Here is a 20,953-nt window from a genome sequence, read left to right as displayed (position 1 = left end):
ATCGCTCCACGCCAAAGAAAGCTAGCTACGTGCAAATCGAAATCCCTCTCGGCCTTACTTTTGATGATGTCCTCCTTCGCCCGGCGGAAAGCAATGTCCTGCCCAGCATGGCGAATACCAAGACCAAGCTGACCAAGGACATCGCCCTCAATATCCCTGTACTCTCCAGCGCGATGGATACTGTTACCGAAGCCGATATGGCGATTGTCATGGCGCAATTGGGCGGCATTGGCGTGCTGCACCGCAATTTGAGCGTCGAAGAACAGTGTGCTGCCGTGCGCGTGGTCAAACGCTTTGAAAGCGGCATGGTGGTCAACCCCATCACCATCAGCCCGGATGCAGTGCTGGGCGATGCGCAAGCCCTTATGGACCAACACAGGATAAGCGGCATCCCGGTGACGGATGCGGACGGCAAGCTTGTTGGCATCCTCACCAACCGCGATGTACGCTTTGCCGAAAACCCGGCGCAGCCAGTTCGCGAATTGATGACGACCGAAAATCTTGCGACTGTTCCCCTTGGCACCAGTCAGGACGACGCGCGCCGCCTTCTTCACCAACGTCGCATTGAAAAGCTGCTTGTGGTGGACGATGACTATCGGTGCATCGGGCTCATTACGGTCAAGGACATCGAAAAAGCGGTGACCTATCCCAATGCGACCAAGGACACTGCGGGCCGTCTTCGTGTGGCAGCGGCCAGCACAGTAGGCGATAAGGGTTTTGAGCGATCCGAAGCTTTGGTTGATGCAGAGGTTGATGTCGTCGTGATCGACACAGCGCACGGCCACAATCAGGATGTGAGCCGCGCAGTGGAGCGGGTGAAAAAGCTTTCCAACTCGGTTCAAGTGATCGCGGGCAATGTCGCCACCGCTGAAGCGACCCGTGCACTGATCGACGCCGGCGCAGATGCGGTGAAGGTGGGCATTGGTCCCGGCTCCATCTGTACCACGCGCGTTGTTGCGGGCGTTGGCGTGCCTCAATTGACCGCCGTTATGGAAAGCGCCGAAGAAGCGGCCAAATCGGGCGTTCCGGTGATCGCAGATGGCGGGCTTCGCACATCGGGCGATGCGGCAAAGGCTCTTGCGGCTGGCGCATCATCCGTCATGGTCGGATCTATGCTAGCGGGCACCACCGAAAGCCCGGGCGAAGTCTTCCTTTATCAAGGTCGCTCTTACAAAGCGTATCGCGGCATGGGCAGCGTTGGCGCAATGGCGCGCGGGTCGGCTGATCGTTATTTCCAGCAAGATGTATCGGCCTTGAAGCTCGTGCCCGAAGGGATCGAAGGCCAGGTGCCGTTCAAGGGCCCTGCGGCTGATGTCATTCACCAGCTTGTTGGCGGCGTGAAAGCGGCGATGGGTTACACTGGCTCTGAAACCATCAAGGATCTGCAAGAACGCGCGCAATTTGTGCGGATCACCAATGCGGGTCTTTCAGAAAGCCACGTGCACGATGTCGCCATCACGCGCGAGGCACCGAATTATCCGACGCGTTGATCGGCCTATAGCCATCGGCGCTTCCCCGCGGAGGCGGGGATCTAGTGCTGAATGGCGCTTGATTGAAGGAGATCCCCGCCTCCGCGGGGATGCGCAGATGCAATGACCCCCGCTGCCCGTGTTCAAGCCGCGATAGAGCTGCTCGACCAGATTATCGAAGGCGCGCGGACCAAAGGTGCGCCCGCTGATCGGTTGATCTCGGCCTATTTCAAAGAACGCCGCTACGCTGGTTCAAAAGACCGGCGTGCGGTTCGCGATCTTGTTTATCGCGCGATCCGCCTTTGTGGCGAAGTGCCATACGATGGGCGCTCTGCCATGCTCGCAGTCGCCACCGAAGATGCGTCGCTAGTCCCGCTGTTTGACGGTTCACAGCATGGTCCGGCGAAAATTGGCGGCGGCGAAATGGCCGCATTCATCGGCACCGCACCTGATTGGTTGATGGACAAACTGAAAGCGTCCGGCATTACGGGTAAAGAGGCAGAAGCGCTGCTTGGCCGCGCGTCACTGGATGTGCGGGTCAACACGCTTAAGGCTGACCGCGAAACCATTGAATTGCCCGAACGGGGCGAAAATCTTGCTGCGCCCAATGGCTTGCGCTTCCCGTCTGGAACTCAGGTTGAGCAATGGCGCGAATATCGCGACGGCCTGATCGAAATACAGGACCATGCAAGCCAATGGGTGTGCGAGGCTCTCGGCGCGAAAGCAGGAGAGACGATCATCGACCTTTGCGCCGGGGCAGGGGGCAAGACCCTCGCTATCGCTGCGCAGACGGGCAATGGGGCGAGCCTTGTTGCGTGTGACACAGACAAACGCCGCCTTGGCAATCTTGCCCCGCGTGCCGCGCGTGCTGGCGCTCAAGTGGATCACACCGTCCTGCTCAACCCCAAGTCGGAGCGTGAAGCTCTCTCCCCTTGGCTTGGTAAAGCCGACCGCGTGCTTGTCGATGCGCCATGTTCGGGCTCTGGCACCTGGCGCAGACAGCCCGAGGGGCGCTGGAGACTGGATGAAGCCGAGCTGAAACGGCTGACACAATTGCAGGATCATGTTCTCGATATTGGTGCCGATCTGGTCAAACCAGGTGGAGCGCTTGCCTTTGTTACGTGTTCGGTCCTCGATGACGAAGGTGCAGACCGGATCGAGGCGTTCTTGCAGCGGCGTAAAGGATGGTCGTCAACCAAGGTTCCGATCCCGATTGGCAAAGCGAGAGGGCAAGGAACACGGCTTTCGCCGTTCCATGACGACACAGACGGCTTTTTTGTCGCATTGCTCACCTTGGAGTGTTAGGCATCCATGTTATGGTTGACCCGTCCCCATCTGGGCCATCGTTTTTCGGTTCATCGTGGATGGACCCAAATGCTTTGAAGGAGCTGTTCATGCGTTTCGCGCCGGTTGCCGCTGTTCTCTCTCTCTTTCTCGTCTCCACGGCGAGTGTGACGAGCGCAAGCGACAAGGTGCCCGACCCGCGCGCAGTTGTCTTGATTGAAGAGGGCCAAAAAGCACTCGCCAATGGCGACACGCAGGGCGCAATCGACTTGTTCGAGGCCGCTTTTGCCGTGGACCCGGCCTACACGCCGATTTTCTTAGAGCTTGCAGAGGCCGCGCGCCGTGATGGGCTTCAGGGCAAAGCAATCGCATACTACCGCGAGGCTCTGAACCGCGATCCTGACAATTACGCCGCGATTTCGGGCGAGGGTGAAGCATTGGTCGAACGCGGCGCGGTTGAGAAAGCTCAGCGCAATTTGTCCCGTCTCGAAAGCCTTTGCGGTGCCACCTGCCCTGAGACGATGGCGCTACAACAACGCATTGCCGCCGGCCCGCCCGCGCGCCTTGCGGTTGAGACAGTTATGGAAACGGGCGAAGAAACCGCTGTCACTAACTAAACTCGTTCGTTAGACGTGTCGGCCATGCTGACACTTCATCACCTCGAATATTCGCAAAGTTTTCGCATCCTTTGGCTGCTGGAGGCTCTTGGCGCTGAGTATGAGCTAAAGCTCTATAATCGCGACCCTGAGAGCAATCTTGCCCCCGATGATTACAAGGCGCTTTCGCCCCTTGGTACCGCGCCGGTCGTCACCGACGGCGATCTGGTGCTCGCTGAAAGCAATGCGATTATCGACTATATTCTCGACAGTTATCCAAAAAGCCCGCTCAATCCGGGAGCAGGGCATAAAGACCGTGTGCGTCACTTGTTCTGGTATCACACATCGCCAGCCTCGCTGATGAATTTGCAAAGTATTGAGATGATCTTCGGCCTTCTCGAAACCCGCAGCCCTTGGCCGATCAGTGCGTTGCTGAAATCGGTATTCGGACAAGTGCGCAAGCTGTTCGTCAATCCGCGAAAGTCAACTTTGCTGAACCTCATGGAAGAGGATTTGGGCAAACAACCCTTCTTTGGCGGGGATCAGTTGACGAGCGCCGATATTACGCTGGTCTATTCCATGTACGCCGCGCGGGATAAGGGCACGTTTGAAGGCGGCTATCCAAATATTCACGCATGGTTTGACCGGATCGAAGCGCTCGACAGCTTTAAGTCAGCGCGCGCCAAGGACAATCGTCCGCACATCGCCTTTCGTTTCTGAGCTTTCCGTTTCTGATTGGCGTTAGATCAGCGGCGCAAACTCTTCGACAAGCTCTTCGTAAACCGCGCGTTTGAACGGGATGATGAGCTCTGGCAATTGCTGCACATCAACCCAGCGGAACGATTGAAACTCCGCCGGATCGTGCGCGTTCAGGTCAATATCGGCATCGCTCCCGCTAAAGCGGCCAAGATACCAATATTGCTCTTGGCCCCGATATTTACCCTTCCACACACGGCCCAAGAGCTCTGGCGGTAAGTCATATTTGAAAGTGCGGTCGCCGCCTGCGATGATTTCCACCTGATCGGCGCGAACGCCTGTTTCTTCTTCGAGTTCGCGAAGGGCCGCCGTCATAGGGTCTTCGCCCGGATCAATGCCGCCTTGGGGCATCTGCCAGAAACCGTGCGCGCTTTTATTGATGCGCTCACCCACAAAGACGAGGCCATCGGCATTCACCAGCATAAAGCCAGCGCAAAGTCGATAAGGCAGGGGGCGGTAAGGTAGTTCGCTCATTTATCCGTGATCCAGCATCAATTTCATCGCCGCGATCACCCGTTCCAGATCAGCTTGAGTGCTGGGGACGGCAGCGCGGATATTGGTGAAGGAGTGGGTGACCCCTTGCATTTCGAGATAGACGACGCTGCGCCCGGCTTCAATCAAGGCCTTGCCATAATCGCGCCCTGAATCGCGGATCGGGTCAAGGCTGGCCGTGGCAAGAACGGTTGGGGGCGCGTTTGAATGGTCGCTCAAGATGGGGAAGCCGCGTGGATCGGCGCGGTCCGCTTTGTATGCAGCATCAAAGAACTCAATCGCGGCTTTCGTCAGGACAAAGCCATCGGCAAATTCTTCAAGGCTGGCCGAACCGTTGGCATCGCTGGCGAGGGGAAAGATCGGGACTTGCAACACTACGGGCACATCGGCGGGCTTCGCGCCGAGCAATTGCCCGACGACGATGGTCGCATTGCCTCCGGCGCTGTCGCCAATGGTGATGATCCCGCTTGCTTCGCGGCCCAATTCCGAAGGCGAGGATGCGATCCAGCGCGTCGCCGCCTCGCAATCTTCAATCGCTGCGGGGAAGGGGTGCTCTGGCGCAAGTCGATAATCGACCGCGACCACTGGCAAATCCATCAGAGCGGCGATTTCAGTGCATAGGTTTTGGTGAGTGTCCAAATCGCCGATTACGAAGCCGCCACCGTGATAGAATGTGATGACAGGCCCCGCCTCACGGCTTTCGCGCGCATCGTAAAGGCGCAATGGAATATCACCCGCAGGGCCGGGACATGACAAATCCTTGATCACCGCAAGCTCACGCGCTGGACGATCCGCCATTGCGTGCAGAGCCACATAGGACGCGCGAGCATCCTCAATCGACAAATCGGCAATCGCCGGGCCATCAATCTGAGCCAGAGCGTCCAGAAACGCTTTCATATCAGGACGTATGAATGGTGTATCGGTCATGGGATCTGCCTCTCTCGTCGATCGTTCTTTGACGCTGATATGCACCATCGCTAATCAGTTGCAAATGGATAACCTAACCCACAGCCTGGTCGGCGCAATTATGGGGCAAGCTGGCCTCAAGCGGAAAACCGGGCTCGCCATGCCCGCGCTTATCATCGGCGCGAACCTGCCCGATGTGGATGCGGCGTGTTTCTTCTGGCTGGAAGGGACAGAGCACCTTGGATTTCGCCGGGGCATCACGCATGGCCCGCCCGCGCTGGTGATCCTGCCGCTGATATTGGCGGGGATATTGTGGTATTTTGACCGATGGCAAGCAAAGCGCGGCAAGCGCCCTGAGGGCCGGCTCCCTGTGCATTTCGGATGGCTTTACGGTTTGAGCTTTATCGGCGCGCTTAGCCATCCGCTCTTCGATTGGCTCAATGTTTACGGCATCCGATTCTGGGAGCCGTTCGCGCCCACATGGGCTTATGGCGACACGCTTTTCATCATTGATGTCTGGCTTTGGGCGCTTTTGATTGGCTCTGTCTGGTGGGGATATAAGCGCGAAAAATCCGGCGGCGATCAACGTCCAATTGCGCGCACCGGGATTGCCATCATGCTTGGCTATATCGCTGTGAATTGGGCGATAACCGAACATTCCGAGCATACCGGGCAAGAACTTGTCGCGCACGCTTATCAGATAGAAGCGACAGAGGTTGTCGGCAGTCCAGTCCCGTTCTTATTCTGGCAACGGGAAATCCTTTTTCGTAAAGATTTTGATAGTGAAGAGGGAGGCGGCGCGATCTTTGGTTCTGGAGAATATACGGTGGGGTCTGGACCTGTATTTTACGCACTCCAGAACCGGTACGGGCCGGCCAAAGCCCTTACTATGGACACCCCGCAAGATCCGCTCCGTTGGAATAGTCTCGATATGTATCGACTGGATGAGGAAATAGCGGTTCGAGATGTTGCAGGAAAGAACTCCCAAGTCGCCGAATTTCTTTTTTGGTCTCGCATGCCTGAAATCTACGTCGAAGATGAGGCGGCAACTGTTCGCATCTTTCGACTCTATGATCAGCGTTTTCGCGATCCGAACGCCGTAGACCGGTTTAGCCTCCGTTTCGACGAAGAAGGAAATTTGCTGGAACTACCCGAACAGTAAAACGCTTCATCTGGCATGAGTGAAACACAAATCGTCTGGCTGCGCCGCGACCTGCGCATTGCCGATAATCCCGCCCTTTATCATGCCGCCAAGCGCGGGCCTGTCGTGTGCGTCTATGTGCTCGATGATCAAGCGCCCGATCATCATAAGATGGGCGGTGCTTCGCGCTGGTGGCTGCATCATTCGCTTGAGAGCCTGAGCAAAAGCCTTGGCGTGCGTAACGCCAAGCTGATCCTTAGGCGCGGCGATGCGGTGGAGGAGCTGACAACGGTCGCCAATGCCGTGGGTGCCAAGACAATCCACGCCAACACTCACTATGAACCATGGTGGAGAAAGGCGCAGAAGAAGCTCAAGGACGAAGTCGACCTACAGCTTTACGATGGCGTCTATCTTTTCCCCGCAGGCCATGTGACGACCGGCTCTGGCGATCCGTACAAAATCTACACGCCGTTCTATAAAGCGATCAAACAGGTTCTGCCCCCGCGCGATTGTTTGCCGGAGCCCGAAACGCTGTCCTCGCCCGATGATTGGCCCGCTTCGGACGAGTTAGAGGATTGGAACCTCCTTCCGACCAAACCCGATTGGTCAGGCGGCATTGCTGACTTTTGGGACGTTGGCGAAAAGGCCGCGCATGATCGGCTGGAAGAATGGGAAGACCACGTCGCCGACTATGAAGACAAGCGCAATTTCCCCAGCGTCGACAAGACCTCGCGCCTCTCCCCTCATCTGCACTTCGGCGAGATCAGCCCGGTGCAGGTCTGGCACGCGCTGAAGCACAAGCGCTCGGATGGCTGGGACAGTTTTGAAAGCGAGCTTGTCTGGCGCGATTATGCAGCCAACGTCATCTGCGACAACCCGGCCTATGCGACCGAGAATTACCGGGAGGATTACGACAAGCTGAAATGGCGCGATCCTGATAGCGATGAGAAAGCCGCCAAGGACCTCAAGAAATGGCAGCAGGGCAAGACCGGCTACCCCATTGTTGATGCCGGTATGCGCCAGCTGTGGCAGACCGGATGGATGCACAACCGCGTGCGGATGATAACGGCGAGCTTCCTGATCAAGCATCTGTTGATTGACTGGCGCCACGGTGAGCAATGGTTTTGGGATTGCCTCGTCGATGCCGATTACGGCTCAAACGCGGTCAATTGGCAGTGGAACGCAGGCACGGGCGTTGATAGCAATATGTTCTCACGCATCATGGCGCCGCTGACTCAGTCGGAAAAATTCGATGCCGCTGGCTACATTCGCGAATATGTGCCTGAACTTGCCGATCTGGATGAGCCTTACATCCACGATCCTGAAGAGCACGGCTGCCTTCCAAAAGCGTACCCATCAAAAATGATCGCTCACAAGGAAGGACGCGAACGCGCGCTTTCTGCCTACAAGTCGATGAAGGACGGCTAGGGGAAGATTGCGCAGCGGTGCTTGCCTCTTGCAACTTCGCGTGAGAATAGCGTGCAATAATATGCTCGCGAACGCCGAGTGAGAGAGGACGATGATGAAATACGCAAAATTCTTGGGCTTAGGCGCTGCCAGCCTTGCACTTTCCGCTTGCGGATATGGCGCAGCGGAAGGGTTTGAGGACACGCCAGCGCCTTTGGCACGCGCGGTCAATGTTGAGCCACCGGCGCGCGATCCGTCTGAACTGCAAGTGTTATTCTGGAGCGATGAAGAACGTTCCGCACGTTTCCGTGAGATGGAAAATTGGTTTCCGGGTAAAGAAGTGCCTGCCAGCACTTCGCCACGTGCGCTTACCAAAGGGGAGCCACTTCCCGAAGATCTCGCCGCCGACATTCGCGCAGCTATGGCGAAGACCAATGCAGCAGGTGTGATGGTTTACCAGAACGGCGGCGTTCGGTTTGAAGAGTACGGCCTCGGTTTTGGGCCTGATCAACGCTGGACCAGTTTTTCGGTCGCGAAAAGCTTTACCTCGACGCTTTTGGGCGCGGCGGTGCATGATGGTTTTATCGCAAGCCTCGATGACAATGTCGTTACCTATGTGCCTGGACTTAAAGGCTCTTCTTACGATGGCGTAACCGTGCGGCAGATCGCAACCATGACCAGCGGTGTGGCGTGGAACGAAGATTACACAGACCCCAATAGCGACGTCGCGCAGATGAACCACTTCATGGTGAAATATGGGTCAGAGGCGATGGTCACACAGCTTAAGGGATTGGGCCGTGAGGCACCTGCGGGTGACAAATGGCTTTATAAAACCGGCGAAACCAACCTGATCGGCATGGTGGTCGAAAACGCTGTCGGCCTGTCATTGGCTGAATATGCGCAAGAGAAAATCGTCGAGCCTGCCGGGTTTGAAAGCCAGATGTTCTGGATGTCTGATACCCGCGGGGGAAGCATTGGGGGATGCTGCCTGTCACTGACCCTTGGCGATTACACCCGTATGGGAATTTTCGCTCTCGAAGGGGGCGGCGATACGGTTCCTGACGGCTGGTTTGCTGAAGCAGGCGACAGCCTTGTTGATTTTGGCGATACGGGATTTGGCTATGGCTACCAGTGGTGGACCTATCCGCAAGGATATGGTGCGCAAGGTATCTTTGGCCAGTCGATCACCATCATTCCGGAGGAGGAACTGGTGCTCACCGTGGTGAGCAATTGGCCCACCGCAACCAGCAATGATTACCGCGCAAGCTGGCGCGATATTGCGAACCGGATTGCGGCGTTGGATTAAGCGGGAAGATTTTGCGCGAGGGGCGCTATCCGGCGCCCCCATGCTTAGATCATCGGACGGCTAACACCCGTGCTGGAATAACGCATCAGGATGTTGTCGTGCACGATGGGGCTTAAAAGCTCCTCAAACGCGCAGCCGACGATGCAGTTTTCCCACCACACGACCTGCGCCTGAAGCGATTCAAGGCCGGGCAGGGTGAGCCAGCACATTTGGCCTTCGTGCATCCGGTTAATCGAATTGGCTGAAAAGCCGGAGATCGAAAGGTCTTGCACATTGGTTTGAAAGGCGCGGCCACCTGACGCGCGCAAGGAAGCAGGGATCACCAGGCGCGTGCGCGGTGAACAGCGATCTTCTTGTGCTGCGGTGAGATAGCTTTTGTCTGCGGTCGGCATAGCGCGTCTTCAAACCTTCCTTCAGTCAGTATACGGCTCGATACACGCACGCGGTATGCCACGCCTATTCCTGAAAGAATCTTGAAGACTGTGGTTAAATCGGTCTTAATGCCCTCGCGTCCTAGCGGGCGATTTCAATCAATCGACACGCTCGCGGTGCCCGGTTTCAAAGCCTTCGCTGGCAAGAGCGACAATGCGCTCTGCGACCACTTCTGGACCTTTGAGCGTATCGGGGTTTTCACCCGGATATGCGCGTGCGCGCATGGCGGTGCGCGTGGCACCCGGATCAACGATAGCAACGCGCAGTTCCGAAAGCTTTTCAACCTCTTGCCCGTAGGTGTCGAGCAGATTGTCGAAGGCGGCTTTAGTCGATCCATAGGCCCCCCAAAAGGCGCGGGGGCTCGCGCCAACGCTGCTGGTAAGGCCAATGATCTTGCCCGCTTTGGAGCGCCGCAAAAGCGGATCAAACCCAGCCAGAAGCGCCTGTGTCGCAACGACATTGGTCAGGATCGCTGTGTTGAACTGTTTGGGGTCAATCTGGCTAAGCGGGGTCAGCTCTGGCAGATAAGCTGCTGAAATCACCATAATATCAAGCGTATCCCAGCGCCCGGCAATGGCATTGGCCAGACGACCGATGGCATCGGGCTCCATCAGATCGACCGGCGCGATGGTGGAAGTGCCGCCGCTCTCGTGGATTTTGTCTTCGACCGCTTCCAGATCCTTGACCTTGCGCGCGGTGATAATCACGTGTGCGCCTGCTTGCGCCAGGGCAATCGCGGTGGCCGCGCCAATCCCGCGGCTTGCGCCAGTAACAAGGGCGGTTTGCCCCGAAAGTGGTTTCGTATCGGTCATGGTTGTAGAATCTCAAGCAGCTCGTGGATCAGCAAAAGGGAGCTCATCGCTGCCTTCCTGCGTGTTGTTCAGATCGGTGAGCGAGGTTGGATAGTCGCCGGTAAAACAGGCATCGCAAAACTGCGGGCAAGCCTTGTTGCGGCCCTTCTTCGATCCGACCGCACGGTAAAGCCCGTTGATCGAGATAAAGGCAAGGCTGTCGGCCTGAATATATTCGCGCATGGGCTCAATCTCCATGCGCGCGGCGAGCAGCTTGTGTCGCTCCGGCGTATCGACGCCATAGAAACACGAATGCGCGGTCGGCGGGCTGGCGACGCGGAAATGCACTTCCTTCGCGCCTGCATCGCGCATCATCTGCACGATTTTCAGGCTGGTGGTTCCGCGCACAATGGAATCGTCAATCAGCACGATCCGCTTGCCCTCGATCAGAGCGCGGTTGGCATTGTGCTTGCGCTTGACAGAGCTGTCGCGCGCGCCGTCCGATGGCTGAATAAAGGTGCGCCCGACATAGTGTGAACGCACAATCCCAAGCTCAAAAGGCACGCCTGATTCTTGCGCATATCCAATAGCGGCAGGAACGCCGCTGTCGGGCACGGGCACGATCAGGTCGACATCACAGGGGGATTCTATCGCAAGCTCGCGCCCAATGGCTTTTCGCGCTTCATACACGCTGTGCCCGGCAAATGTGCTGTCCGGGCGGCTGAAATAAACGTGCTCAAAAATGCAGGGGCGAGGGGCAGGGCTGCCGAAGGGGCGGATGCTCTTGATCTCGCCGTCGAAGCCCACTTGCAGCATTTCACCCGGTTCAACCTCGCGGATGAACTGTGCACCCACTACGTCGAAGGCGACGCTTTCGCTGGCGAAGAGAACCGCTTTGCTGCCGTCGCCATTCACCATTTCGCCCATGACCAGCGGACGGATGCCGAGCGGATCGCGGCAGGCAATCATGCCCTCTGGCGTCATTACGATGAGCGCATAAGCGCCCTCGACCAAGCGCAGCGCATCAATCAGGCGGTCGGCCACCGTGGGATAGCGCGAGGTCGCGACAAGGTGGATGATGACTTCGGTGTCAGAGGTCGACTGGAAGATTGAGCCTTTGCCAACCAGATCCTTGCGAAGAGCAAGAGAGTTGGAAATATTGCCATTATGCGCAATCGCAAAGCCGCCGCTGGCAAGCTCTGCGTAAAGCGGCTGCACATTGCGAAGCCCTGCGCCGCCGGTGGTGGAATAGCGCACATGGCCAGCCGCCATTGTCCCTGGAAGTTCGTCAATCGCTTCCTGGCTGGAAAAATTTTCCGCCACATGACCAAGACCCCGGCGCGAGATGAATTCGCTACCGGTAAAACTGGTGATGCCGGCGGCTTCCTGTCCGCGATGTTGCAAAGCGTGAAGGCCCAATGCGGTTGCGGCTGAGGCTTTCTCAGCGTTGATTGCACCAAAAACCCCGCACTCTTCGCGCAGTTTATCGCCATCCTCGTCGAGGAAGGGGTGAGTGAGATTGCCCGCTAGATAACCTGTATCGGTGAATGCCATAGCTTCCTCGCCTGCTGCCCCGCTCGCGTGGTGTCCTGCTGTTGGCAGCGTCAATGGCGATGTTACCGATCAATTACAAGGATTCTTCCGGGCCGCTCCACGAGATTTTGCTTAAGCGCGGGGGGTGGCGATGCACGAGAGCCATTTACGCACAGATTGAACCGGGTAACCGCCAAAAGCGCATTGTGCGCTGGCGACTGCGCGCTTAAAGCCTGCGTTCACACACTGTCCTACAAAAGCGCTTCCCCCATGCTCACCCCTTTCGAAAAAATGATCGCCAAGCGCTATCTATGGCCCGGAAAAGGCGAGGCATTTATCGCGCTTGTTGCGGGCATCTCTGTATGCGTTGTGATGCTTTCTGTGGCGCTTCTGGTCGCTGTGATGAGCGTTATGGGCGGCTTTCGCAGCGAAATGCTCGACAAATTTTCAAGCCTCAACGGCCATGCGGTCATTCAGGCGTACGGCGGTGAGCTTGAAGGGTGGAAAGATGTGCTTGCAAAAGTGCAGGCAACCGAAGGCGTGACCAGCGCCTCGCCCCTGATCGAACAACCGCTGATCGCCGGATACAATGGCCGCAATGCAGCGATTTTTGTGCGTGGCAACACGGCAGAGGATATCGCGGGGCTTTCTGACAAGGTCGTCCTTGGCGACATGGCGAGTGTGACGCCGGGCTCTGGCAAGGTTGCGCTGGGCATTCAGTTGGCGAGCAATCTGGGCATTCGCGTGGGTGACACGATCACCATCATCAACCCGCAAGGGCGAACCACGCCTTTTGGCACGTCGATCCGTCAGGTTGGTTATGAGGTGGGCGCGATTTTTGAGATCGGCTTGTATGATTTTGACGAAACTTTCGTCGTCATGCCGATGGAGGATGCGCAAACGCTGCTCCTTTTAGGCGACAAGATTGGCCTGATCGAAGTGACAGTGACCGACCCCGATAATGTCGGCGGTATATTGGGCAGCCTTGAACCGGAACTTCAGGGAAAAGCAGTGATCGCGGATTGGAAGACGATCAATTCCACCCTTTTCGAAGCACTTGAAATCGACCGGATGGTCACCTCATTTGTTCTCAGTTTCATGGTGTTGGTGGCGAGTTTTAACATCCTGTCGAGCCTTGTGATGCTGGTCCGGGCAAAGACGCGCGACATTGCCATCATGCGAACGATGGGCGCGACACGGCGCAGTCTTTTAAAGATTTTTGTGACCACCGGCACGACGATTGGCGCGATTGGAACGGGGGCAGGGCTTGTGCTCGGCTTTCTTCTCCTGTTTTTCCGTAACAACATCGTTGACGGCATTTCTTTCCTCACTGGCGCGCAATTGTGGGATCCCGAAGTGCGCTTCCTGACCACGCTGCCGATGCGAGTTGATCCGTGGGAGATTGCCGGGATCACAGTCCTGGGCATCGGGCTGAGCTTCCTTGCGACGCTTTATCCTGCGTTGAAAGCGTCCAACACTGACCCTGTTCAGGTGCTTCGTTATGAGTGAGCCAATTGTTCAACTGCGCGACCTGAAACGCAGCTTTGAGCAGGGCGGCACGCGCATAGATGTGCTGCGCGGGGTCAATCTCGACATTATGCCGGGCGAAATCGTGGCGCTTCTGGGGCCGTCGGGGTCGGGCAAATCGACTATGCTGCAAGCTGTGGGGCTTCTTGAAGGGGGCTTTGAAGGCTCCATCAACATAGCGGGCGAGCGGGCCGAGAATATGGCATCGGATCAGCGCACCCGCGTTCGGCGTGAGCATTTGGGTTTTGTCTATCAATTCCACCACCTGCTGCCCGATTTCAACGCGACCGAAAACGTTGTGATGCCGCAAATGGTGGCGGGAACGCCCGAAGACGAGGCGAAGGCGCGCGCTGAGAGCCTTCTGACCAGTCTTGGCCTCAGCCACCGCCTCACCCATCGGCCAAGCCAGCTTTCCGGCGGTGAGCAACAGCGCGTGGCCGTCGCACGAGCGCTTGCCAATCGCCCGACCTTGGTGCTGGCTGACGAGCCCACGGGCAACCTTGATGAAGCGACTTCGGACACCGTCCTTGGCCAGTTTCTTGAGCTTGTGCGCGGTGAGGGAAGCGCGGCTTTGGTTGCCACTCACAACGAACGGCTTGCACAGCGTATGGACCGCGTTGTGCGACTGCATGACGGCGTGCTGGAATAGGGAACCAGTGGCGATGTGATGGGTAAGCCATTTAAAGGAGAACGAAAATGGCAGACCATCCAAGCAGTTATAAAGGCACCCCGCTCAAAACCGGCGAGCTCGCATGGGACGATCGCGCATCGCTGCACGACAAATCAAGTGCTGACGGCGTGCTTTCGGGCGCCAGTGCCATCCGCCGCGGCACCTTCGCTGAGATGATCAAGCATATCACCATGCTGCCCGAAGAAGAGCGCGGCAAATATGTGATCGAGAAAAAAGGCGACCGCGAATATTCAGCCGAAGAGGCCGTGGCGCTTGCAAGTCGGGATGATTTTCCGTCATAGGAAACGCGACTTCAATCCAGCCTTAGAGGGCAGATTCCCATGACCACTATTGCCGATTTTCAAGTGACCACGAACCGCGGTGAGACGCTCGATCTTTCGACCAAGAAGGGCAAGGTTCTGCTCGTTGTGAACACCGCGTCGAAATGCGGCTTTACCCCGCAATATGACGGGCTCGAAAAGCTTTATCAGCAATTCAAGGATCAGGATTTCGAAGTGCTGGGTTTCCCGTGCAACCAGTTTGGCGCGCAGGAACCCGGTAATGCCGATGAGATTGCCGAGTTTTGTAAGGTGAATTTCGGCGTGACTTTCCCGCTCATGGCGAAAATTGATGTGAATGGCGAAAACGCATCGCCCCTGTTCGATTGGATGAAATCGGAGAAGAAGGGTCTGATGGGCTCAACTTCGATCAAATGGAATTTCACCAAATTCCTGATCGACCGCGATGGCAACGTTGTGAAGCGCTATGGCCCGCAGGACGCGCCAAAGACCATCGCTAAGGACATTGAGAAGCTGCTTTAAAGGACTAGCGCGTCGGCCCACCCCGCTGCGACCAAGCACGCCTGCGGCTTGCAAAGTCTCGCTCCCCTTCCCGCTTGCGGGAGGGGTTGCGGGTGGGCTTTTTTCCTGTGGAAGCTGCCCTTGGCGAAACAGCGGTGAAAGCGCATATTCTGCGCCATGCCATACGCTCCATTCGTCCCTTTACGCGTTTTTTCGTCCTATTCGATGCTCGAAGGGGCGATTGATCCAAAAGCGATTGCCAAGCTGGCAAAGGAACGCGAATTTCCCGCTATCGCCATATGCGACCGCAATGGACTTTATGGTGCGGTCATGTTCGCCAACGCCTGCAAGTCCGAGGGAGTGCAGCCGATCATCGGAACGCTCCTTGGTGTTGCGCGAGAGGGGTCAGAGGGCAAGCTCGTCGATTATCTCCCGCTCTTTGCGAAGGATGAGGCGGGCTATGACAATTTGTGCCATCTTGTCTCTGCCGCGCACCTTGACCGCCCGCTTGAACTTGAACCCCATGTCGAACTGGCTTCGCTCGAAGGTCATTCCGACGGGTTGATCGCATTGACGGGTGCGGGCGAGGGGGCCTTGACGCGGCTTCTCGCTGAGGGGCAGGCGGACGCCGCGCGCGCATTGGTTGAAAAGCTGGAGATGCTTTTCCCGAACCGCCTCTACATCGAACTTGCCCGACACGGCGATCCGGTGTGCGAGCGCGCGGAAGATGCGCTGATCGACATGGCTTACGCGCGCAATATTCCGCTGGTTGCGACAAACCCCGCCAACTTTGCAGAGCCTCATATGCACAAGGCGCATGACGCCATGCTGTGCATCGCCAATTCGACTTATATCGAAAACGAAGAGCGCCCGCGCACAAACCAGGACGCCTATGTGAAGTCGGCGCATATGATGCGGGACACTTTCATCGACATACCCGAAGCGTTCTCCAACTCGCTCGTAGTGGCGCAGCGCTGCGCCTATGCGCCGCCTTACCGTAAACCGATCCTCCCCAGCCTTGCAGGCGATCTGGAGGGCGAGGCGAAAATGCTGGCCGAGCAATCCAAAGCGGGGCTTGAAGTGCGGTTGTCGGCCTACGAAGACCTCAGCGAAGAGGATCGCAAGGCATATTTCGACCGGCTTGACTATGAGATCGGCATCATCGTCAACATGGGCTTCCCCGGCTACTTCCTGATCGTTGCCGATTTCATCCAATGGGCGAAGGATCACGGCATTCCGGTGGGGCCGGGACGTGGTTCTGGTGCGGGCTCAATCGTCGCGTGGGCTTTGACGATCACCGACCTTGACCCGATCAAACTGGGCCTGCTGTTCGAACGGTTCCTGAACCCGGAACGTGTGTCCATGCCTGACTTCGATATCGACTTTTGCGAGACGCGGCGGGGTGAAGTTATCCGCTATGTACAACGTAAATACGGGGCCGATCACGTCGCGCAGATCATCACCTTTGGTAAGATGAAAGCGCGCGCGGTGCTGCGCGATTGCGGGCGTATTTTGCAGATGAGTTATGGTCAGGTCGACCGCTTGTGCAAGATGGTGCCCAATCACCCGACCGATCCGTGGACTCTGCCGCGCGCATTAAATGGCGCGGCGGATTTCAAGAAAGAGTACGACAATGACAATGAGGTGAAACGCCTCGTTGATCTTGCGCTGCAATTGGAAGGGCAACCGCGCAACAGCTCGACCCACGCAGCGGGCGTTGTGATTGGCGACAGGCCTTTGTCGCAGCTCGTTCCGCTCTACCGCGATCCGCGTTCGGATATGCCGGTGACGCAATATGACATGAAGAATGTCGAGAGCAGCGGCCTTGTTAAATTCGACTTCTTGGGACTCAAGACGCTCTCTGTTTTGCGCAAGGCCGTGGACCTTCTGGCAGAGCGCGGGATCGAGATTGATCTGGGCGCGCTGCCGCTGGATGACACAGGCGTTTACGACCTCATGCAAAGCGGTAACACCGTCGGCGTCTTCCAGCTTGAATCGGAAGGGATGCGGCGCACGCTCAAAGCCGTGAAGCCGTCGAACTTTGGCGACATTATCGCACTCGTCTCGCTCTATCGCCCCGGCCCGATGGACAACATCCCGCTGTTCGGACAGCGTAAAGCGGGCGAGGTGCCGATTGAATATCCGCACCCTAAGCTCGAAGGCATCCTCAAGGAAACCTACGGCATCTTCGTTTATCAGGAACAAGTGATGCAGGCAGCGCAGATCCTTGCCGGATATTCGCTGGGCGATGCAGACTTGCTGCGCCGCGCTATGGGTAAGAAGGTCCAGGCTGAGATGGACATTCAGCGCGGCCGCTTTGTCGAAGGGTGCAAAGAAGTCTCAGATATTGAGGCGAAGCAGGCGAATGAATTGTTCGACTTGATCGACAAGTTCGCAGGCTACGGCTTCAACAAATCGCACGCAGCCGCTTACGCCCTGCTTGCCTATCAAACCGCGTGGTTGAAGGCGCATTACCCGGAAGAATTCTACGCTGCGTCCATGTGCTTTGATATGCACCAATCGGAAAAGCTCAGCGTCTTCGTCGATGATGCCCGCCGCTACCCGGTGGAGCGCGAAGGGGGTAACGGCGTTGAAGTTCTGCCGCCGGATGTCAACTTCTCACAAGCCAAATTCACCACAGAACAAACCGATCATGGTTACGCGGTCCGCTATGCGCTTGCAGGCATTCGCAACGTCGGGGAAAAGGCGATGGAGGCCATCGTTGCCGAGCGTGAGGCGAATGGCAAATATGAAAGCCTGAAAGACTTTTTCGAGCGCATTCCCCAAGGCTCAATGAACCGCCGACAATTGGAGGGCCTTATTTGCGCAGGTGCACTCGACGGCTTGCATCCCAATCGCGGGGAGCTATTTGCCAATGCTGATATGCTGCTCGCGACTGCAGAGGCCGCAGCGCGCGAGCGGTCCAGCGGGCAGGGCGGATTATTCGGGGGCGACAATGCTCCGCAAGAGGGCTTGCGGCTGCAACCTGCAGAAAGCTGGTCACGGATTGACCAGATGGCGAAGGAGCGCGAAAACTTCGGCTTCTATTTTTCCGCCCATCCGGTGCAGCAATATCGCGAGGCGGCATCCGCTCATGGCGCGCGCACCTATCAAAGCCTGATGGAAGGCGGGGCTCCCGCCGGTGGCCGCTCAACTGCCATGATCGCTGCCATGGTTGAAGGCGCGAGCAAGGGGCGCACCAAACGAGGTGCTGAATTCATTCGAGCCGACTTCTCGGACGCTTCGGGCCAGTTTTCCAGCGCGTGCTTTGAGGAAAGCCTGGTCGATAAATTCCCAGAATGGGCAGCCAGTGGCGAATGTGTGTTGTTGACCGTGGAACTCGACAGCCCCAATCCGGGCGAGCCTCCACGCTTGACTGTACGCGGTGCAAGGCCATTGGCGGCAGTCTCCGGCTCAATCCCGATGATCCTTCGCGCTGATGTAAGTTCGCTCGATGCGATCACTCAACTGAAGCTGGAGCTTGTTACCGCCCCAGCGGCGCAGGGCGAAGTGCTTTTGCGGCTGATCTTGGGTGATGATGAAGAAGCCCATGTGCGGTTAGGCACAAACTATGCGTTGAATGGCGATCTGGCTGAACGGCTGACAGGGGTGGAAGGTATTTCGAACGTGACCCTGACCCCCGCACGCGGGCGCGCCAATCTGAAGCTCGTCGCATAAATCCCTGAAAGGGCAATTGCAAAGCGCGCATTCTCACGCCATTCTGCCCCTCAAAGAGAGACTTTGAGGAGAGATATTCTTATGCGCACCCAATCCCTTGGCGAAATGCAATCGCAGGCTTTGCGGATCAATGGCGTGATCGACCATGCCGCGCGAGAAAGCGGGACGCGCGAGATTGTGAGCCGGTGGGCCGACGGTTCGATCACCCGCACCAATTGGGCGGGGGTCCGCGAAGATGCGCTGAAAATGGCGCAGGCGTTGGAGGCGCTTGGCCTCAAACCCGGAGAGCGTGTTGCCAGCATGGCGATGAACCACTCGCGCCACCTTGTCAGCTGGTATGGCGTTGCTGGTATGGGCGGGGTGCTGCACACGGTAAACCCGCGCCTATTTGAAGATCAGCTCGAATACATCGTCAATCATGCCGAAGATAAGGTGATGATTTACGACGCGGCATTCCAGCCGATCATCGACAAGATGAAGGAGCGCTGGACGACCGTAGAACATTATATTTGCTTCGATTCCGGCGAGCACACGCAGAGCTTTGAAGACTGGATCGGTGCGCAAGACGGCAATTACGAATGGTACATGGGAGACGAGCGCGACCCTTGCATGATCTGTTACACCAGCGGGACCACCGGCAATCCCAAAGGCGTGCAATACGAACACCGCTCCACAATGCTGCACGCAATTTCGGGGATGCAGCCGGCTTCGTTCAACTTTTCCGGTTCATCCGTGATGCTGCCTGTGGTGCCAATGTTCCACGCGGCGTCCTGGGGGCTTCCCTATGCGGGCGCGATGGCAGGGGTGAAGTTCGTCTTCTCTGCCGTTAACGACCCTGCGGTTCTGCACCAGCTGATGCTGGACGAAGGCGTGACTGACAGCGCTGGCGTTCCCACCGTATGGCTTGCGCATTTCCAATATTGCGACAAGGAAGGCATCGACCTGCCACCATTGAAGGCGGCCACTATTGGCGGGTCAGCCGCGCCGCGCTTTATGGTCGAGCGGCTCATGAAAAACGGCACACGCGTTCAGCACGCATGGGGCATGACCGAAACCTCGCCCATCGGCACCGTTGGCGGACCGACCGCTGACTGGGATCAGCTTTCGTTTGAGGAGAAAGTCGACAAAACCTGTATGCAGGGCCGCCCGATTTACGGAGTGCAGCTGCGCACGGTGGATTTGGACGATATGGCAACCGAATTGCCGCGCGATGGCAAGACTTCGGGCGCGCTGCAAATTCGCGGGCCGTGGATCATCAAGCGCTATTTCAAGGCGGATAAGGATGCAGCCAATAACGAAGGCTGGTTCGACACAGGCGATGTGGGCATCATTCATCCTGATGGCACATTGCAGCTGACCGACCGGACCAAAGATGTGATCAAGTCCGGCGGTGAATGGATCAGCTCGGTTGAGCTTGAGAACGCAGCCGTCGGCCATCCGGGCGTTGCCGAGGCAGCGTGCGTTGGAATGTTCCACCCCAAATGGGACGAGCGTCCTGTGCTCTTTGTCGTTCGCAAGGAAGGCTCAGATGTGACCGCCGATGATATAATCGAACACTTGAAGCCGCTGATCGCGAAATGGTGGCTGCCTGATGCGGTCGAGTTCGTGGACGACATTCCGCACACAGCGACCGGCAAGATTTCGAAGAAAGATCTGCGCGACCGCTTCGCCGACTATAAATTGGAGGCGTGAGAGTTATGACGCTGACCCGTTCTCGCCTTGCGGCTTTGATCGCGCCGTTTGCTCTTCTCGCTTGCACATCCTCAGCTGCTGCGAGTGTCATTAATGTGGCTAAGACGCCGTGGTGCGGCTGCTGCGCTGTATGGGTCGAACGCATGAAGGCGGCGGGCTTCACGACGGAGGTGCGCAACGTCGAGGACCTCAACCCGGTCGCTGATGCTGCAGGAGTGCCGCGAAACCTGCGCGGTTGCCACACCGCCATGATTGAGGGCTATGTCATCGAAGGCCACGTGCCTGCCGAAGACATCAAGCGCCTGCTGGCTGAGCGGCCCGATGCCGTGGGGCTCAGCGTTCCCGGAATGCCTGTGGGCTCTCCCGGGATGGAGCAGGGCGGGCGCGTTGATCGCTATCAGGTGGTGCTCATCATGCGCGATGGCCGCCACCGCGTATGGTCAACCCACGGCCCTTCTGCCTGATCGCTGACA

19 protein-coding genes are annotated in these 20,953 nt (G+C 57.4%); 14 read left to right on the top strand and 5 right to left on the bottom strand.

Features of this window, described 5'->3' with window-relative positions; all coding sequences use genetic code 11:
- Nucleotides 1-35 precede the first annotated feature (35 nt).
- The 4 genes from guaB to INR77_RS10855 all read left to right on the top strand — a co-directional run bounded on the left by guaB (nt 36) and on the right by INR77_RS10855 (nt 4,069).
- Complete coding sequence (gene guaB / locus INR77_RS10870) at nt 36-1,490, top strand: IMP dehydrogenase (RefSeq protein ID WP_223073530.1); 1,455 nt, start codon at nt 36-38, stop codon at nt 1,488-1,490.
- A 102-nt stretch (nt 1,491-1,592) separates the two neighbouring features.
- The gene (locus INR77_RS10865; protein ID WP_223071074.1) at nt 1,593-2,774 is read left to right on the top strand and encodes an RsmB/NOP family class I SAM-dependent RNA methyltransferase; all 1,182 of its coding nucleotides are present in this window, start codon (nt 1,593-1,595) and stop codon (nt 2,772-2,774) included.
- Between the two features lie 89 nt (nt 2,775-2,863).
- Nucleotides 2,864-3,370: a lipopolysaccharide assembly protein LapB gene (locus INR77_RS10860; protein ID WP_223071073.1), complete on the top strand. Its 507-nt coding sequence runs from the start codon at nt 2,864-2,866 to the stop codon at nt 3,368-3,370.
- A gap of 24 nt (nt 3,371-3,394) precedes the next feature.
- Entirely contained in the window at nt 3,395-4,069 is a 675-nt protein-coding gene (locus tag INR77_RS10855) for a glutathione S-transferase family protein (protein WP_223071072.1), read from the top strand.
- Nucleotides 4,070-4,090: 21 nt separating this feature from the next.
- Here INR77_RS10855 and INR77_RS10850 read toward each other — a convergent pair whose 3' ends face one another.
- Nucleotides 4,091-4,579 carry an RNA pyrophosphohydrolase gene (locus INR77_RS10850; protein ID WP_223071071.1) on the bottom strand — a complete coding sequence of 163 codons (489 nt, stop codon included), beginning with the start codon at nt 4,577-4,579 and terminating at the stop codon, nt 4,091-4,093.
- Complete coding sequence (locus INR77_RS10845; RefSeq protein WP_223071070.1) at nt 4,580-5,524, bottom strand: alpha/beta hydrolase; 945 nt, start codon at nt 5,522-5,524, stop codon at nt 4,580-4,582.
- A gap of 64 nt (nt 5,525-5,588) precedes the next feature.
- Between INR77_RS10845 and INR77_RS10840 the strand changes: the two genes are divergently transcribed.
- From INR77_RS10840 to INR77_RS10830, 3 genes are all read left to right on the top strand, one after another.
- A complete protein-coding gene (locus INR77_RS10840; protein WP_223071069.1) occupies nt 5,589-6,665 on the top strand; it encodes a metal-dependent hydrolase in 1,077 nt (358 codons plus the stop codon).
- A gap of 15 nt (nt 6,666-6,680) precedes the next feature.
- Complete coding sequence (locus INR77_RS10835; RefSeq protein WP_223071068.1) at nt 6,681-8,072, top strand: deoxyribodipyrimidine photo-lyase; 1,392 nt, start codon at nt 6,681-6,683, stop codon at nt 8,070-8,072.
- Between the two features lie 91 nt (nt 8,073-8,163).
- Entirely contained in the window at nt 8,164-9,357 is a 1,194-nt protein-coding gene (locus INR77_RS10830; RefSeq protein ID WP_370632211.1) for a serine hydrolase domain-containing protein, read from the top strand.
- A 44-nt stretch (nt 9,358-9,401) separates the two neighbouring features.
- Here the strand turns inward: INR77_RS10830 and INR77_RS10825 are convergent, their stop codons facing one another.
- From INR77_RS10825 to purF, 3 genes are all read right to left on the bottom strand, one after another.
- Nucleotides 9,402-9,749, bottom strand: a complete 348-nt coding sequence (locus INR77_RS10825) for a PilZ domain-containing protein (RefSeq protein ID WP_223071067.1) — start codon at nt 9,747-9,749, stop codon at nt 9,402-9,404.
- Nucleotides 9,750-9,887: 138 nt separating this feature from the next.
- Nucleotides 9,888-10,601 (bottom strand): SDR family NAD(P)-dependent oxidoreductase, encoded by a 714-nt coding sequence (locus tag INR77_RS10820; protein ID WP_223071066.1) that lies wholly within the window; start codon nt 10,599-10,601, stop codon nt 9,888-9,890.
- A gap of 12 nt (nt 10,602-10,613) precedes the next feature.
- Nucleotides 10,614-12,134 carry an amidophosphoribosyltransferase gene (gene purF, locus INR77_RS10815; RefSeq protein ID WP_223071065.1) on the bottom strand — a complete coding sequence of 507 codons (1,521 nt, stop codon included), beginning with the start codon at nt 12,132-12,134 and terminating at the stop codon, nt 10,614-10,616.
- Nucleotides 12,135-12,383: 249 nt separating this feature from the next.
- Here purF and INR77_RS10810 point away from each other — a divergent pair, with 249 nt between their 5' ends.
- The 7 genes from INR77_RS10810 (at nt 12,384) to INR77_RS10780 (ending at nt 20,944) form a co-directional block, all read left to right on the top strand.
- Nucleotides 12,384-13,622 (top strand): lipoprotein-releasing ABC transporter permease subunit, encoded by a 1,239-nt coding sequence (locus INR77_RS10810; RefSeq protein WP_223071064.1) that lies wholly within the window; start codon nt 12,384-12,386, stop codon nt 13,620-13,622.
- On the top strand, nt 13,615-14,289 hold the full coding sequence (locus INR77_RS10805; protein ID WP_223071063.1) for an ABC transporter ATP-binding protein: 675 nt from the start codon (nt 13,615-13,617) through the stop codon (nt 14,287-14,289). Before INR77_RS10810 ends, INR77_RS10805 begins: the two co-directional genes overlap by 8 nt.
- A gap of 47 nt (nt 14,290-14,336) precedes the next feature.
- Complete coding sequence (locus tag INR77_RS10800; RefSeq protein WP_223071062.1) at nt 14,337-14,612, top strand: hypothetical protein; 276 nt, start codon at nt 14,337-14,339, stop codon at nt 14,610-14,612.
- 39 nt (nt 14,613-14,651) lie between these two features.
- On the top strand, nt 14,652-15,131 hold the full coding sequence (locus tag INR77_RS10795) for a glutathione peroxidase (protein ID WP_223071061.1): 480 nt from the start codon (nt 14,652-14,654) through the stop codon (nt 15,129-15,131).
- 156 nt (nt 15,132-15,287) lie between these two features.
- The gene (gene dnaE, locus INR77_RS10790) at nt 15,288-18,788 is read left to right on the top strand and encodes a DNA polymerase III subunit alpha (protein WP_223071060.1); all 3,501 of its coding nucleotides are present in this window, start codon (nt 15,288-15,290) and stop codon (nt 18,786-18,788) included.
- Between the two features lie 81 nt (nt 18,789-18,869).
- Entirely contained in the window at nt 18,870-20,480 is a 1,611-nt protein-coding gene (locus tag INR77_RS10785; RefSeq protein WP_255573747.1) for a long-chain fatty acid--CoA ligase, read from the top strand.
- A gap of 5 nt (nt 20,481-20,485) precedes the next feature.
- A complete protein-coding gene (locus INR77_RS10780; protein WP_255573746.1) occupies nt 20,486-20,944 on the top strand; it encodes a DUF411 domain-containing protein in 459 nt (152 codons plus the stop codon).
- Nucleotides 20,945-20,953: the final 9 nt, after the last annotated feature.

The sequence above is a fragment of the Erythrobacter sp. SCSIO 43205 genome, assembly GCF_019904235.1.
Lineage (GTDB): Bacteria > Pseudomonadota > Alphaproteobacteria > Sphingomonadales > Sphingomonadaceae > Erythrobacter.
Note: the sequence above shows the minus strand (reverse complement) of the source record. Positions and strands in the feature narration are given on the sequence as shown.